Annotated in this window: 12 protein-coding genes; 5 read left to right on the forward strand and 7 right to left on the reverse strand. The window is 62.0% G+C overall.

Annotation, left to right across the window (positions count from 1 at the left end; all coding sequences use genetic code 11):
• Window positions 1–146 precede the first annotated feature (146 nt).
• Together GC425_RS06385 and GC425_RS06390 are read left to right on the forward strand one after the other, a co-directional pair.
• Entirely contained in the window at window positions 147–629 is a 483-nt protein-coding gene (locus GC425_RS06385; protein WP_231699752.1) for an SRPBCC family protein, read from the forward strand.
• The gene (locus GC425_RS06390) at window positions 626–1,870 is read left to right on the forward strand and encodes a hypothetical protein (protein WP_151844412.1); all 1,245 of its coding nucleotides are present in this window, start codon (window positions 626–628) and stop codon (window positions 1,868–1,870) included. Before GC425_RS06385 ends, GC425_RS06390 begins: the two co-directional genes overlap by 4 nt.
• Before the next feature lie 43 nt (window positions 1,871–1,913).
• Here GC425_RS06390 and GC425_RS06395 read toward each other — a convergent pair whose 3' ends face one another.
• Entirely contained in the window at window positions 1,914–2,342 is a 429-nt protein-coding gene (locus GC425_RS06395; protein ID WP_151844413.1) for a hypothetical protein, read from the reverse strand.
• A gap of 161 nt (window positions 2,343–2,503) precedes the next feature.
• On the opposite strand from GC425_RS06395, the gene GC425_RS06400 reads away from it, so the two are divergent.
• The 3 genes from GC425_RS06400 (at window position 2,504) to GC425_RS06410 (ending at window position 6,595) form a co-directional block, all read left to right on the forward strand.
• Window positions 2,504–4,318 (forward strand): HtaA domain-containing protein, encoded by a 1,815-nt coding sequence (locus GC425_RS06400; protein WP_151844414.1) that lies wholly within the window; start codon window positions 2,504–2,506, stop codon window positions 4,316–4,318.
• A gap of 64 nt (window positions 4,319–4,382) precedes the next feature.
• Window positions 4,383–5,453 (forward strand): hemin ABC transporter substrate-binding protein, encoded by a 1,071-nt coding sequence (locus GC425_RS06405; protein ID WP_374707643.1) that lies wholly within the window; start codon window positions 4,383–4,385, stop codon window positions 5,451–5,453.
• Between the two features lie 41 nt (window positions 5,454–5,494).
• Complete coding sequence (locus GC425_RS06410; protein WP_151844415.1) at window positions 5,495–6,595, forward strand: HtaA domain-containing protein; 1,101 nt, start codon at window positions 5,495–5,497, stop codon at window positions 6,593–6,595.
• Between the two features lie 118 nt (window positions 6,596–6,713).
• Here GC425_RS06410 and GC425_RS06415 read toward each other — a convergent pair whose 3' ends face one another.
• The 6 genes from GC425_RS06415 to glnA form a co-directional block, all read right to left on the reverse strand.
• Window positions 6,714–7,388 carry a heme oxygenase (biliverdin-producing) gene (locus GC425_RS06415; RefSeq protein ID WP_231699754.1) on the reverse strand — a complete coding sequence of 225 codons (675 nt, stop codon included), beginning with the start codon at window positions 7,386–7,388 and terminating at the stop codon, window positions 6,714–6,716.
• A gap of 118 nt (window positions 7,389–7,506) precedes the next feature.
• Window positions 7,507–8,355, reverse strand: a complete 849-nt coding sequence (locus tag GC425_RS06420) for a heme ABC transporter ATP-binding protein (protein ID WP_151844416.1) — start codon at window positions 8,353–8,355, stop codon at window positions 7,507–7,509.
• Window positions 8,355–9,422 carry an iron ABC transporter permease gene (locus GC425_RS06425; protein ID WP_151844417.1) on the reverse strand — a complete coding sequence of 356 codons (1,068 nt, stop codon included), beginning with the start codon at window positions 9,420–9,422 and terminating at the stop codon, window positions 8,355–8,357. The genes GC425_RS06420 and GC425_RS06425 overlap by 1 nt, the downstream gene beginning before the upstream one ends.
• A 64-nt stretch (window positions 9,423–9,486) precedes the next feature.
• Window positions 9,487–10,125: a hypothetical protein gene (locus tag GC425_RS06430; RefSeq protein WP_151844418.1), complete on the reverse strand. Its 639-nt coding sequence runs from the start codon at window positions 10,123–10,125 to the stop codon at window positions 9,487–9,489.
• 62 nt (window positions 10,126–10,187) lie between these two features.
• Window positions 10,188–13,319 carry a bifunctional [glutamine synthetase] adenylyltransferase/[glutamine synthetase]-adenylyl-L-tyrosine phosphorylase gene (locus GC425_RS06435; protein ID WP_151844419.1) on the reverse strand — a complete coding sequence of 1,044 codons (3,132 nt, stop codon included), beginning with the start codon at window positions 13,317–13,319 and terminating at the stop codon, window positions 10,188–10,190.
• Window positions 13,319–14,659, reverse strand: a complete 1,341-nt coding sequence (gene glnA, locus GC425_RS06440; protein WP_151843026.1) for a type I glutamate--ammonia ligase — start codon at window positions 14,657–14,659, stop codon at window positions 13,319–13,321. The genes GC425_RS06435 and glnA overlap by 1 nt, the downstream gene beginning before the upstream one ends.
• Window positions 14,660–14,672 lie beyond the last annotated feature (13 nt).

Raw genomic sequence — 14,672 nt, forward strand, 5'->3', positions numbered from 1 at the left:
TTTAGCTAGGCTCCCTCAAGAGCACCAACGCCAGCAACTCCACCCATAGCCACCACTCCCCCAAAAAGAGCACATCCCGCAAACATTGAGGAAAAATTCCCCTCATTACCGCAGCACACGGTGCGCGTCGGTTATGATCTTGGTTCATGAGCATCGCTTCCCCTCGACTGTCAGCACAGTGCACGATCAACGCACCCGCAGCCGTAGTGTGGGATAAGCTCAGCGATCTATCCGCCATGGGCGCCCGCAGCCCCCAGTGCATGAAGATGATCAGCTTCGGCTCCCCCAACAACATGGTGGGAAGCCTCACCCTCAACCTGAACCGGCGTGGGCCCTTGTGGTGGCCCACGTTTTCGGTCATCACCGAGTGGTTCGAACCCCGTGTCCTCGAGTTCCGCATCCCCATTAACGGAACCCGATGGCGCTACACACTGACGGAGGACACCACCCCTGACGGACAGACGGTCACCCACGTGACCCATGAGCGCCTGGTTCAGGGCGATACCACAAAGCTCTCCCGGGCACTGGTCGCCATCGCCATGGGCGGCAACGAATCCTTCGAACAGGAGCTTATTAACGGCATGAATCAGACCCTGGCCGCCCTCACACAGGATTCCGAACAGCTGTGAACACGGACGCCAGGAAACCCTGGATCCTCTGGTGCGTAGCCCAAGTCATCAACCTCGGGGTGACTGGTCTGTGGGGGCTCAGCGTGGACGACGTGCACTACTATCACCGCGGGCTGAACGACCCCTGGCACGGGAGTCTCTCCGAGTACCCGGACGCTAGCCTGTGGCCCCTGCGTCTGCTCGAGATGATGAGCAACCACAGCACCTCCACATTTACGTGGCTCTTCCTACTGTTTAACGTGGGAATCTCCGGCCTGTTCATGCTCTATTTTTCCAAGCACCCTTCCCGGGACGGCGCCTTGCGCGCGGCCTGGTTCTGGGCCGCTTTCAACGTGTGCATGGGCCCCCTCATCCTGACGCGCTTGGATCTTGCTGTGGGGCTGGTTGTCGCATGCTTCATCGCGATGCTCAGCACACGGTGGGGATCCTTCGCCCCGGCACTGCTGGCCTACGCCACCATGATGAAGCTCTCCCCTGGTGTGATCGCCGTGAGCCTGGTGGGACGGATGACGGAGTCCAAGACATGGATGCGCGTGGGGGTATTCGTCGCAAGCCTTGGAGCCATCGCAGCACTGACCCTGAGCCACGCCGACGTCGACCGCCTGCTCTCCCCCTTGAGTTACCAGGATGTTCGCGGTTTGCAGGTGGAGTCCGTGGCCGCTACCCCCTTCGTCCTAGCTGCGGCACTGACGGATGGCCAGTGGACGGTCGCGTGGTCCCCGTCGAAGAGCTATGAGATCACCGGCCCCGGCGTGACCACTGCTCTGGCGTTCACGAATGCCCTGATGCTACTGACGATCGTGGCCGCGCTAGTACTGGCGTTGGCCCAGTTTTTCCGTTCGGCGAACTCCCGGATGCGCGGCTGGTCGGTGGACTACGTCATGCACGCCACCTTGAGCATCATGATGGCGTTGCTGGTGGCGAATAAGGTCTTTTCGCCGCAGTACCTGATGTGGGTGGCCCCCATTGTGGCGCTGCTCCTGGCGCGGGAGAATCGCCCCCGCCTCGCACGAGGGTTCCTGGGCACCGCGCTGCTGTCTGCGGTGATCTTCCCGTATGCGTATCTGGAGCTCACGGACGGGCCGGCTCTGTGGATCGCGCTCGTGCTCTGTGTGCGCAACGCGCTGGTGGTGTACACGTGTTACGTGTGCGTGCGCAATCTGCTTGCGTTTATGTTTCCTGACTCCCGTACAATCCCCTTCGACGCCGAGCCTCACCCCCGCCCGGCCACCGTCTCCTAGTCGGCGTCCCTACCCTCGCGCGTGAGCGTGGTGCAGGGACACACTACTGAGATTCCAGGCGCCTAAACGTCGGAAGGTAGAACACCGCTGCCGCTGCGAGGCACCCTAGAAGCACAGCTGCCACGAGCTGAACCTGTCCCCACCTGTCGAGCGCGATGTTGATGGCCAGCGCCGCAATCATGACGACGGCGAACGTGATGACGCTGTTGAGCGCGTCCTTCTTCTCCGCGAGGTCGTATTCCGCCCAGGGCTCGTCCGGGTAGAGTTTCATGGCGCTTCGGCGCCGGGAGCGATCCTCCCGGAACACCATCAGGCCCAGGCACGCGAGGGTGCACACGCTGGCGATCATCACGATCAAGCCTTCTCCCAGCCCTAGCCCCACGGCCAGCGCCGCGATACTCAGGGAGATCACGATTTTCTCCACGGGGGAGACCACAATTACCCGTGTTGGATCCACTCCAGAAATGTCCATTGTCCTGCACTTTCTTATCCAGAAGCCATCTCATACGGGTGGCTTCATATTGTCTTTCGGGGGTACTCACACACAGTGGAAGCAAGATCAGCCTACCCTAAATTAAATCCATAGTGTTAGGCTACCCTTGGCTTATTCATGATAAGGAAGGCTAACTTAAGATGCAGCATAGGTCTTCGCTGGCTGTGGGCGCCCGCACAGCAGCCAGCGCCCTAGCCCTCGGCACCGCACTCACCATCGGTGGAGGGCTCCTCGGGTCGGCAGCACCCGGCGCATACCTGCCCGAGGCCTCCGCCCAATCCTGCTCCACTCCCCACCAGAGGCTCCAGGGGCAACTGGATTGGGCCGTAAAGGACTCGTTCCTGAATTACATCAAGGGACCCATTGCGAAGGGTTCCTGGACCACCCGTGGCGCGAAGGACAATGGATCAGGCTTCAGCTTCACCGTATCCAAGGGCTACGTCGATGCTGACGGACTCGGCTTCGCCGCAGGCGCCGGTAACGTGACCTTTACGGGTCACGGTGGACTCCTCAAGACGTCCATCTCGGATCCCACCCTGAAGTTCACTGGAGGCAACACCGCACAGTTGCTGGTGATCATGAGCTCTCAGGATGCCGACGGCAATGAGATCCAGGGTCTGGATGGCTGGGTTCACCTGGCTGATGTGACCTTCACCTCTCCTGTCACCGGCGGCGGCAACTACACTGGAACCCCCGTCCTAACCAGCACCGGAGCAGCAGCCTTCGCCGACTTCTACGACGAAGGCACCGAGCTGGCGGACATCAACCTCAGTGTTCAAGCATCCCAATCCTGTGGCTCTCTCCCCACACTCGATGGGCTGGACTCGGTGTCCACCAATACTCAAGCCGCCACGCCGCGTCCACACAAACCTGCAAACGGAAACTCTGGAGCATCCGGTGCCAAGCCTGCACCTGCTGGCCGCCCGGCCTCCGGCACGAAACCCGCCCCCGCAGCAGGCGGCAAAGCAAGCGCAGCCCCAGCTCGCACGCAATCCGGCGGCTCCCAGGGAGGAGCCGGCGCACCGAAGGCTGCCACGGGCGGCGGCTCTGGATCGGGTACTGCCGAGCAGTGCACCGCCGTCACTTCGAGCCAGATTTCCTGGGGTGTGAAGCAATCCTTCCGCACCTACATCAGCGGCTCCATCGCCAAGGGCGGCTGGGAAGGCGACGGAGTGGGTGACTCCGGAAACGCCTTCGTCTTCTCCGGCGGCTCCGGCTCCGTGGATGCGAACTCCAAGGTCGGTTCTGTCAATACCTCCGGTACCCTGCGCTTCTACGGCCACAACGGCAAATTGAACCTGGTCATCTCCAACCTGCGCGCCACCTTCTCCGGCAACAGCGGACAACTCATCGCCGACGTGCAGTCTTCCGATGTGGAAGGCACGCCGAAGAACTTCGGCACGGTCGCGCTGGGAGATCTTTCCTATAGCTCCTTGGACGTCAGCAGCTCCTCCGTGTCCGGATCTGCCGAGGTCTCCCTCACCGCCGCTGGTGCGGACGCTTTCGCCGGTTTCTACGAGCCCGGCACTCGGCTGGATCCGATCTCTATCGGCGCAAGCTTGGGCGGCTCTGCCGACTGCGCAAGCGCCACCAGCGGCGCCTCGAGCGCCTCCGATGGAACGGCTGCCGCAGCATCCGGTGCTGCAGCCGCCCTGAAGGGGGGCGGCGGCAGCGGCAGTGGCTCCTCGGCAGGTGGCGCGAAGTCCGGCCAGGGCGCCAACGCCTCCAGTGGGGACGCGAAATCCAAGTTCGGCCAGAAGGGCTCCGGCCTGCTCTCCTTCCACAACGGTGAAGGCGAGGACGACGGAAGTGGCATCCTCTCGGCAGGACTCAGCGGCGCGAACATGGGCCCTGTTCAGCTCATCGCAGTGCTCGCCGTGTTCGGCATCGCTGCCGCCTCCTGCCTCACGCTGTCCTACAAGCGCAAGCCTCTGGGCCTGGCGGAGGTGGAGTAAGCCCATGCAACTCCCCACCACCAGGAATGCACCGCACGGATCCCTCCGCAAACCCTTCAGCAAGATGGCCTTAACGGCGGTGATGCTGTCCGGGATGATGCTGTGGGCGTCGTGCGGAATCAACACAGACAACGGCGCACGGAACGCGGCGGCGGCGCAGGAAACATCCTTCGATGCCGTGATGGAGCAAACGGCGCAATGGACGAAGAAGGATCCGCGAGCCACGAAGGGCGTCTCGGAAGCAGAGTTGGTCGGCGATGTCACGCCCATCAGCGACGCTGTCACCCCCACCCTGCCCGTCTCCCTGACCGACGCCGACGGCTACGACGTGGAGGTCACCGACGTCAGCAGGATCCTGCCGCTGGATCTCTACGGCACCACCTCCCGCACCATCGCTGGCCTGGGGCTTCGCGACAACATCGTGGGCCGCACGGTCAGCTCGATGGAGCCGAGCCTGGCCGACCTCCCCGTCGTCACCCAGGGTGGGCACAACCTCAACGTTGAGGCCATCCTGAACCTCCGGCCCTCGCTGGTGATCGTCGATCATTCGATCGGCCCCGATACGGCCATTGACCAGATCCGCGACGCCGGCGTGACCGTCGTGGTGCTCAACCCCACCCACTCCCTGGACAGCATTGGCGAGGACATCCAGAACATCGCGGGTGTGGTTGGCCTCACGAAGGAAGGCAAACAGCTAGCGGAGCGTGCCGAACGCGAACGCGACGAGGCGATCACCAAGATCAAAGAGATCGCACCCGACAACCCGCTGCGCATGGCCTTTATCTATGCGCGCGGGACCGGCGGGGTGTTCTTCATCCTCGGACCGGACAGCGGCACCGATGATCTGATTTCCTCCGTGGGCGGCGTGGACACCTCGGTGGATGCGGGCATTACCGACATGACCCCCGCAAACGCCGAAGCGCTGGCCAAGATCAATCCCGAAGTCATCGTCATGATGACCAAGGGGCTGGAGTCCGCGGGCGGCCTGGAGGGATTGCTCGCCAAACCTGGTGTGTCCGAAACGGAGGCAGGCAAAAACCAACGCATCGTCACTATTCCAGACAGCCAATCCCTAAGCTTCGGCCCGCAAACAGGCGAAATGATCCTGTCCTTCGCCAAAGCGCTCTACCAATAACCCACCATCAACCCCCCTCAAGCACGTGTGAAAGGTACACCATGACCATCAACAACAAGTCCCTGAAGAAGTCCGCACTGCGCGCACTGATCGCAACCGTCGCCACCACCAGCATTGCGATGGGTGCCGTCACCCCAATGGCCACCGCGCAGACCGACGCCGCCAGCGCCGCGACCTGCAGCGACGCCGGCAAGAACTACAACGTGACCGCAGGCACCTTCAATTGGGATCTCCGTGACTCCTGGGTGCGGTACATCCATGGCCCCATCGCTCGTGGTCACTCCGCGGCCACCGGTGACATCACTACCAACGGTAGCGACCAGAGCTCTTCGTGGACCTTCAACTCCACCCGAGGTACGGTGAGCGGCCCGGACCAGGCAGAGTTTGCAGTGGATGGCACCCTGCACTTCCAGGGCCACCAGGACAAGAAGAGCGGCGACTACATCCTGGATAATAAATTCTCCAACTTCGTGCTGAAGGCCCACGGCACCACCCTGGAACTGGTCGCTGACGCAGATGCCCGCGAATACGTGGATACGCACACTGTTGGCAAGATGAACTCCACCAAGGCTGTGACATTGTCCACCTGGACACTCACGGAGCCGTTCACCGTGAGCGAAGGAACGGTAAACTTTGCCTCTGCTGGTAGAGGTCAATTTACGGAGGCGGGGCAGATTGCCTTCGGAGGCTTCTACAAAGACGACAATATTTACACGTCCCCTATCAGCGGCAGCTTCACTTTTGCCGCGGAGTGCCCGGCTCCTGCGGAACAGCCTGAGGAACCAAAGGTAGAGGAACCAAAGACCGAAGAGCCGAAGACTGAGGAAACCTCGAAGCCTGAGGAGCCAAAGACCGAGGAAACCTCGACGCCACAGGACCCAAAGGTCGAGGAGCCGAAGGTAGAGGAGACCAAGACGCCTGCGGATCCAAAGGTGGAGGATCCAAAGGTCGAGGAGCCTTCCAACCCGGAGCCTCCAAAGGTTGAGGAGCCCAAGACTCCTGCCGGCAGCGGAAACTTCTTCACCAGCCTGTTTGCCAAGTTCCACGGCGTGGCAGGAGTCCTGGTCGGTTTCCTGGGAACCTTGGGACTGATCGGACTGATCACCCATCTGCTGCTCCACACTCCGTGGCTCCACCGCTAATCACCCCCACCGCTCGTACGAGCAGCTAAAAGGGTTCAGCCCCGCTGGTCACCAGCGGGGCTGAACCCTTTCTTTGTGGGTGAAACGACACAGTGTGTGTCCTTTAACCGCAGATCCACTACTGGCAGTAAATCTTGCCCAGGTCCACGAACACCTTCTGGTTAAGGATGAAGGCAGTACCCGCGCTTGCTACCAGGGCGTCCTGTTCCTCGCCGCTCAAGATAGTCTGCAGTTTATCTAACGCCATGCGGTATGTGTCCTTGTAGGGCTTAAGCTTGCCGATGGCCGTGAAGTCATAGAAGCTCAAGGCCTCCTCGGGGATTCCCAGCAGGCTTTTCATCTTCGAGGCAACCACCTGTCCGCCCGACAGATCCCCGAGATACCGCACGTAGTGGTGTGCAATCATGGCGACCGTATCCCCACGCTCGGCAACCTCCTGCAGATGGGCAACGTATTCGGCGGTAGCGGGAAGCGGTTGTGCGTCAACGTTTCCCCCCAGCGCCGCCACGTCGTGGCGCAGGCGATCGGCGCGGTCCAAGCGCCGATCGGCCACATACTGCACGCAGGGGTCCTGGGTGAACGTGTCCAATGCGTGTTCCAGCGCCGTATAGAATTGCAGGCTCTGTTCCTGGAGGGCCACGAAAGCGTCCCTGTGCAGCTTTCCTTCCAACAAGTCCACGATGAACGTCGAGTTTTCTGCGCGAGTGTGGGCCTCAGCGGTTTCCTGCTTGAGCCGTTGAGCCAGCGAGCTGGTGTGTGATGTCTGTGTTGATTCCATATTTGCATCCTTCATGTGTTGTGTGTCTGTGCCGTATGTGAATGTCTTGGCGTGAACGTGTTGGCCGTGAACACGTAGTCCAAGCTGGCGCGATACGTGTGACGTGTGTGAGTCCTGTGGGCTGTGTGCGATGTCAGAACATGGGGCACGTACCCTGCGCCCGTTCCCGAGCCAACGCCAACGCCGCAGCCCGCGCGTCCTGGCTGCGTTGCCCGTGCGCCGCACGGATCCAGGGAACCCCATCGATGTAGGCCACATCAACCGGCCACCCGTACACGTCGCTGAGGTTCTCGGAGGTGCACACGTGCGCTGGCATGCCCTGGGCCACAACCTCCCCCTCCTTAAGGAGCACTACCCTATCGCAATGCCGCGCCGCGGTCTCCAGGTCATGGATCACCACCAGCACCGCTTTCCCGCTAGCCGCCATGTCGCGCACGTGCAGCATCGTTTTTTCACTGTGGCCAATGTCCATGGCCGCGGTGGGCTCGTCGAGAATCACCACATCCGAATCCTGAACAATGATCCGTGCCAGTGCCGCACGCGCACACTCACCACCGGACAGGGTGGTGATGTCACGGTCAGCGTGCTCTCCGAGCCCAACCTGCTCCAGAGCATGGGCCACACGCTGTTCATCATCTGAGTCTTTACCCCACGCGCTGCGCCCCATGGCGACCACGTCACGCACACTAAAGGAGAAGCTGACCTGGGTGTTTTGCATCATCACGGAGCGGATGCGAGCCGCCTCTTTATCGCTGTAGGACGAATACGCGCGCCCTTTGAGGAGGACACTTCCGGCGTCGGGTTCAATATCTCCCGAGAGCACCGACAACAGGGTGGATTTGCCGGCACCATTCGGCCCGATCAGCCCCACCACTTCGCCGGGCAGGACCTGCACGTCCACTCCCTTGAGCACCTCGTGCGTGCAGGCGCCGCCGACGGTCAGTCCCACGTTCGTGCAGCTGAGAATAGGTGTGATGGCCATTAGTGAGCACCTCCGTAACGCGCCAGGTTGCGGCGCAACAAGATGAAGAAGGTCGGTCCGCCCACCAGGGCCGTGAAGATCCCGATGGGCAGTTCTGCATAGGCGATGAGCGTGCGCGCCACGAGGTCAGACAGGGTGACCAGCACCGCGCCTCCCACCGCGGACAGCGGAACCAGCCACCGGTTCGAGGGGCCCAGAGCTTGGCGCAGGATGTGCGGCACAATCAAACCAACAAACCCGATGATGCCCGCGAAACTCACTGCCGCGGCCGCCAGCGCAGTGGACAAGCCCACCACCAGCGGGCGCATCACACCCACGCGAACGCCCGCATGCCGGGCGGCCTTCTCCCCAAGCGCCAGCACGTCGAGCCAGCGGGCAATCGCAATGGCGCCAGCAACGCATCCCACAATCGGGATGATGACGGTGGCGATGTGCTTCCACTGCGCACCGTTTAAGGAACCCATCTGCCAGAAGATGATCTCCTCACGGGCGCTAGTGGGGGCGAGGAAGACGAAGAAGCTGATGAGGGCGCCGGCAACAGCATTGACGGCGATGCCTGTGAGGATCAGCGTGAGGATGTGAACCTTGCCCTGCGATCGGGAGAGCCGGTACACCAGCAGCGTGGTGATGATTCCGGAGAGGAACGCGAAGAAGGGCACCGTCGCGGTTCCCAGGAAGGTCCAGCCGAAGACGATGGCTGCGGCCGCTCCCACGCCGGCGCCGCTGGTCACGCCGATCACTCCGGGTTCGGCCAAGGGGTTTCCCAGCAGGCCTTGCAGGATGGTGCCGGCAACGGCGAGCGCACTGCCCACCAGTAGGCCGAGGATCAGGCGCGGGACTCGGATGTTCCACAGCACGGAGTTGTGCGGCCCTGCCGAGTGTTCGTCATAGCTGCCTCCGGGGCCTGCGAGCACCTGCCTCCAGACCTCCCCTAGTGACATGGAAAATTGCCCGAGGGTGAGGTTGAGCACGATGGTTGCCACGCTGCCTAAGGCGAGCAGAGTGATGGTGATGATGCGCCGTTCGCGCAGGCGCTGCGCTGATGTTTTCTCCTGCCGTGTCTCCACTTAGGTAACACTACATTAGGATAGGCAAACTTTGGTAATGCGTGCTGTAGCTGCGTCCGTTCCTCTAGGCGAGCGCCGCCCGAATCGCCGCCGCAGTCGTCGCACAGGACGCCGAAATATCCTCATCTGGGTACGCGCGGCACACATCCGACCCATGCGCCATCACCATCAGCATCGCCGCGGACAGCTCCTCCGCGAACAGCTCTTCATCTTCCTCGCTGAATACGTTCGTCACCGCCGGAATGCTCACCCGATCCCGATCAACGGGCGCCGGACACGCCGACGCCGCAACCAACCGAACCACCGCCTGAGCCGCTATGCCCACCGTGTTGCGCTGCTCCATCAATTCATTAATCCGACGCCGGAACTGCAACATGGACGGCATCGTCACGTGATGCTCGCGCCAACGCGCGGTCGCGTGAGCGCGATCCAGCGCTGCCCCCAGCTGTTCCTGCTGCACGGCAATTGCCGCGTGGAATGCGTGCAGGCCCAGTTTGTCGCAGGCAGTGCCCAGCACTCGCAGGCCCTCCCAGTGCTGTTCAAGGTAGGCGGCGCGCCCGATGAACGGGAGCTGGTGCGCGATCATCCGCTGCCAGCATTGAGAACGCTGCAGCGCATCGGTGATAGTAGTGCGGGTGCTCTCCACCAACGGTGCCACATCAAGGTATGCGCGGTGGTCCTGATCCCAGTGATCCGCATTCATGGAACGTGTTCGCCTCCTTTTCTCAAGAAGTTAGCCTACCCTACCTTAAGGCGCTTGTGAAACTAATGCTCAAAATCAAGTCCCACGTCCTCGCCCCAGAACACTCGGTCCACCACCCGGCGCGCCTTACGGGTTGCCTTCAGGTAGCGATCCAGGAACTCCTGCGACTCCGTGGGTGACCACCCTGCGGCTGCAGCCACCGCGCGAAGATCATCACCGGCAGCGGGAAGTTGATCCTTCCGCTTGCCCTTCACCAGCACCAGCGCATTGCGGGCCTTCGTGGCCGTGATCCACGCCGTGCGCAGAATCTCCGCATCCGCCTGGGAGATAAACTCCGCATTCGCAAGCTCCGTCAACACCTCCAGCGTGGAGGTGTTGCGCAGAAGCTCGCACTCGGGGCCATGCATCATCGTGAGCAACTGGACCGTCCACTCCACATCGGTGAGGGCACCTCGCCCCAGCTTGGTGTGCATGTTCTTATCCGCACCCCGCGGCAAGCGCTCTGCATCCACGCGCGCCTTCATGCGGCGCACTTCCTGGACCGTCTTGTCTCCCACCCCGCCGGGCGGGTAGCGGAACTGGTCGATCATGTGCAGGAAGCGGATACCCAGATCCTTATCGCCCGCGATCCACGTGGCCCGCAGCAACGCCTGGTACTCCCAGACCTCACCCCACTCTTCGTAGTAGCGGCGATAGCTCTCCAACGTGCGCACCACCGCACCGCTGCGACCCTCGGGTCGCAGGTCCACGTCCACGTCCAACGGCGGATCCTGCGTTGGACGGCCCAAGCGCGTACGGACCTGGTCGACAATCCGGATGGCCCACCGGACGGCGTCGTTTTCCTCCACGCCCTCCACCGGCTCACACACAAACATCACATCGGCGTCGGAGCCATAGCCCAGCTCCGCACCACCCAGGCGGCCCATGCCGATCACGGAAATCCGGGCGGGCGCGTTCATGGCCTTGCGGTCCTCCCACGCCGTAATCTCCGCATGCAGGGCGGCCTCGAGCACTGCGTCCCACACCCAGGACAGGGACTGGCACACGCTCTCGATATCCATGAAGCCCAGCAGGTCGGCGATGGCAATGCGCGCCAGCTCCGCGCGGCGGAGGCTTCGCGCGCGCTCGATCGCCTTATCGGGATCGCTATAACGCCCCGCCGCCGCGACCAGGGAGTGCGTCACCACGGAAGGTTCACGGTCCATGAACTTCGGACCATTGGCACCATCGGAGAGCAGCTTGATGGAATCCAGGGAGTTCATCAACAAATCCGACGCATACGGCGACGTCCCCAGAATGTGCATGAGACGCTGGCCGACGATGCTCTCATCGCGCAGCAGCCGCAGGAACCACGGGCGGTCCTTCGCCTTTTCAGACAGCAGACGGTAGTTCAGCAAACCAGTATCCGGATCCACGGTTTCGGCCAACCAGCCGAGCAAGCTCGGCAGGATAATGACCTGGAGCTTCGCCTTGCGTGACGTGCCGGACGCCAGCGCAGTCAAGTGCTCGTAGGCACGATCCGGGTAGTAGAAGCCCAGCGCGTGGAACTGCCTGATCGCCGCGTCCTTCGACAAGCGCACCACATCCGCGTCCAATGCCGCCACCGAGGCCAGCAGCGGCCGATAGAACAGCTTCGTGTGCAGCTGCTTGACTTCGCGCGCCGTGCGGCGCACCTCCGCATCCAGCTGCTCCGCATGTGTGCGCTCCTGCTCCGGGCGACAGCCGGCGGTACGCGCCAACCACGTCCGTGTTGCCTCGTCATCCGCCGGCGGCAGCACATGCGTGCGCTTCAAGCGCTGCAGCTGCAGGCGGTGCTCCAGCAGGCGAAGGTATTCATAGTTCTTCACCAACGTCTGGCCGTCTTCACGGCCCACATAGCCACCATCCACCAGAGCCCGCAGGGCCTTCACTGTGGACAGAACACGCAGTTTCTCGTCCGTCCGTCCGTGCACCAGCTGCAGAAGCTGCACCGCGAACTCGACATCACGCAAGCCGCCCTGGCCCAGCTTCAACTCACGCTCACGCAGGTCCTCCGGCACGTTATCCAGCACACGCCGGCGCATCGCCTGCACGTCCGGAACGAAGTCTTCCCGTTCCGACGCCGTCCACACCTTCGGAGCCAACGCATCCACATAAGCCTGCCCCAGCTCCAGGTCCCCGGCCATCGGCCGGGCCTTCAGCTGCGCCTGGAACTCCCACGTGTGTGCCCACCGGTCGTAGTACTTCACGTGAGAATCCAGCGTGCGCACCAGGGCACCGGCCTTGCCCTCCGGGCGCAGGGCCGCATCCACCTCGAAAAACAGACGGCTGCCGATATTGATGAACTCTCCTGCCCAGCGAGTGGCCTTCGCGTCGGCAGGCTCTGCCACGAAGATCACGTCCACGTCGGAGATGTAATTCAACTCCTGCGCACCGCACTTGCCCATCGCGAGCACCGCCAGGTGCCCCGGAACCTCCTGCGTCTCCTCCGACCCGGCGCGGCCAAACACGGTCGCGCACGCCACCGCCAACGCGGCCGTCAGCGCGGCATCGGCCGCATCCGACAACAGACCAGAGACCACCTCAAACTCCAGAGGCTCAGAACTCTCCTGGCCGCGGTGCACCGTCGTGCTCGCCACATCCAAGGACGCAATGCGCGCCAACAGCGTGCGGTACTGCGTCCGCAGCGCTTCATCGGCCTCAGGCCCCACCACGCCGGCGCGGTACACCAGCTCTCCGGCTTCGGGAACGTGCTGGGCGTCCACAACCCCCAGCATCAGATCCATCATCTCATCGCGTGTAGGAAGATCCTTCGCCAAGCGAACCCACTGATCCGGATTCGCAACAATGTGATCTCCCAACATGGTGGAGGAACCAAACAACGCAAAGAGCCGAGCACGATACTCCGCATTCTCCACCAGCATCCGGTGCAGTGTGGCGAGTGTGGCGTCGGGGATCTCACCACACGCCTCACCTCCCGCGCCCTGACTGAGGTCCTCACCACGTGACTGCGCATCCTCCAGCGCGGCACACAAGCGGACCACGTTATTGAGGGTCAGGTCGGGGTCGCCCGTGGCGGCCAGCGCCCACAGGATCGGCACATGCTCTTCGTCAGTCCACCCCAGATCAATGAGGTCCTGCTGAGCATGCGCACCGCTGAGCCCCAGCACGCGGTGAGACGGAATTGTTGAGCGGGAGGAGCGTGGTCGAGTCATTAGAACGCCAAATTATTCCGAAGTTCCCAGGCAGTGATTTGAGTCTGGTAGTCGTTCCACTCACTCCACTTATTGCGCAAGAAGAACTCAAACACGTGCTCGCCCAATGCGTCGGCCACCAGTTCAGACTTTTCCATTTCCCGCAGGGCGTAATCCAAATCGGTTGGCAAATCTTTGAAACCGGACGCGATACGCTCGCGACGCGTCATCAGATTCACGTCCTCTTCCGCAGGATTCGGCAGCTCATAACCATCCCGGATGCCCTTCAATCCCGCGGCCATCAACACCGCGTAGGTCAAATACGGGTTGCATGCGGAATCCGGTGAACGGACCTCAATGCGGCGGGAGGCCGCCTTGCCCTTGTTGTACATCGGCACACGAATGAGCGCCGACCGGTTCGACGCACCCCACGCAGCCGACCGCGGAGCCTCATCTCCCGAGGTAATGCGCTTGTAGGAATTAACCCACTGGTTCGTGATCGCCGTCATCTCCGGGGCGTGGTGGAGAATACCCGCCATAAAGGACTTCGCCGTAGGAGACAGATCCAGCTCATCATCAGGATCGTGGAACGCATTATCGTCGCCCTCAAACAACGACATATGCGTATGCATCGCCGAACCCGCGTAATTCTTAAACGGCTTCGGCATAAACGTTGCACGCACCCCACCCTGACGCGCAACCTGCTTAATCAAATAACGGAAACTCATGATGTTGTCCGCCATCGTCAACGCATCGGCAAAACGAAGATCAATCTCCTGCTGGCCCGGCGCCGTCTCATGGTGAGAAAACTCCACCGAAATGCCCATCCGCTCCAGCGCAGAAATAGCATTCGCGCGGAAGCCCGGGGCCTCATCCGTCACGGCCTGATCGAAGTAGCCACCGAAGTCCGTCGGCACCGGCTCCTGGCCGTCCGTATCAATGCTGCGCACCAAGAAAAACTCAATCTCAGGATGCACATAACACGTGAACCCCTGATCTGCTGCCGCCTTCATCTGACGGCGCAACACCTGCCGCGGATCCGCCCACGACGGCTCACCATCCGGCGTGACAATGTCACAGAACATCCGCGCCGAAAGCTGCCCATCGGCAGCCTCCGAAAACGGCAAGATCTGGAACGTGGAAGGATCCGGCAACGCGATCGTGTCCGATTCCGCCACACGGGAAAAGCCCTCAATCGCAGAACCGTCGAAGCCAATGCCCTCCTCAAAAGCCCCCTCAAGCTCCGCGGGCACCAACGCCACAGACTTCAAATAACCCTGGATATCAGTAAACCAGAGGCGCACGAAACGAATGTCGCGTTCCTCCAACGTGCGAAGAACATATTCCTGTTGGCGATTCATGAACCCCATACTA

Source organism: Corynebacterium sp. zg254, assembly GCF_024701495.1.
Taxonomy (GTDB): domain Bacteria; phylum Actinomycetota; class Actinomycetes; order Mycobacteriales; family Mycobacteriaceae; genus Corynebacterium; species Corynebacterium zhongnanshanii.

What these genes read in the sequence shown, in the direction of transcription:
- GC425_RS06385 (WP_231699752.1), top strand. Translation starts at nt 147, where the DNA reads ATGAGCATCGCTTCCCCTCGACTGTCAGCACAGTGCACGATCAACGCA.
- GC425_RS06395 (WP_151844413.1), bottom strand. Translation starts at nt 2,342, where the DNA reads ATGGACATTTCTGGAGTGGATCCAACACGGGTAATTGTGGTCTCCCCC.
- GC425_RS06400 (WP_151844414.1), top strand. Translation starts at nt 2,504, where the DNA reads ATGCAGCATAGGTCTTCGCTGGCTGTGGGCGCCCGCACAGCAGCCAGC.
- GC425_RS06405 (WP_374707643.1), top strand. Translation starts at nt 4,383, where the DNA reads ATGGCCTTAACGGCGGTGATGCTGTCCGGGATGATGCTGTGGGCGTCG.
- GC425_RS06410 (WP_151844415.1), top strand. Translation starts at nt 5,495, where the DNA reads ATGACCATCAACAACAAGTCCCTGAAGAAGTCCGCACTGCGCGCACTG.
- GC425_RS06415 (WP_231699754.1), bottom strand. Translation starts at nt 7,388, where the DNA reads ATGAAGGATGCAAATATGGAATCAACACAGACATCACACACCAGCTCG.
- GC425_RS06420 (WP_151844416.1), bottom strand. Translation starts at nt 8,355, where the DNA reads ATGGCCATCACACCTATTCTCAGCTGCACGAACGTGGGACTGACCGTC.
- GC425_RS06430 (WP_151844418.1), bottom strand. Translation starts at nt 10,125, where the DNA reads ATGAATGCGGATCACTGGGATCAGGACCACCGCGCATACCTTGATGTG.
- GC425_RS06435 (WP_151844419.1), bottom strand. Translation starts at nt 13,319, where the DNA reads ATGACTCGACCACGCTCCTCCCGCTCAACAATTCCGTCTCACCGCGTG.
- glnA (WP_151843026.1), bottom strand. Translation starts at nt 14,659, where the DNA reads ATGAATCGCCAACAGGAATATGTTCTTCGCACGTTGGAGGAACGCGAC.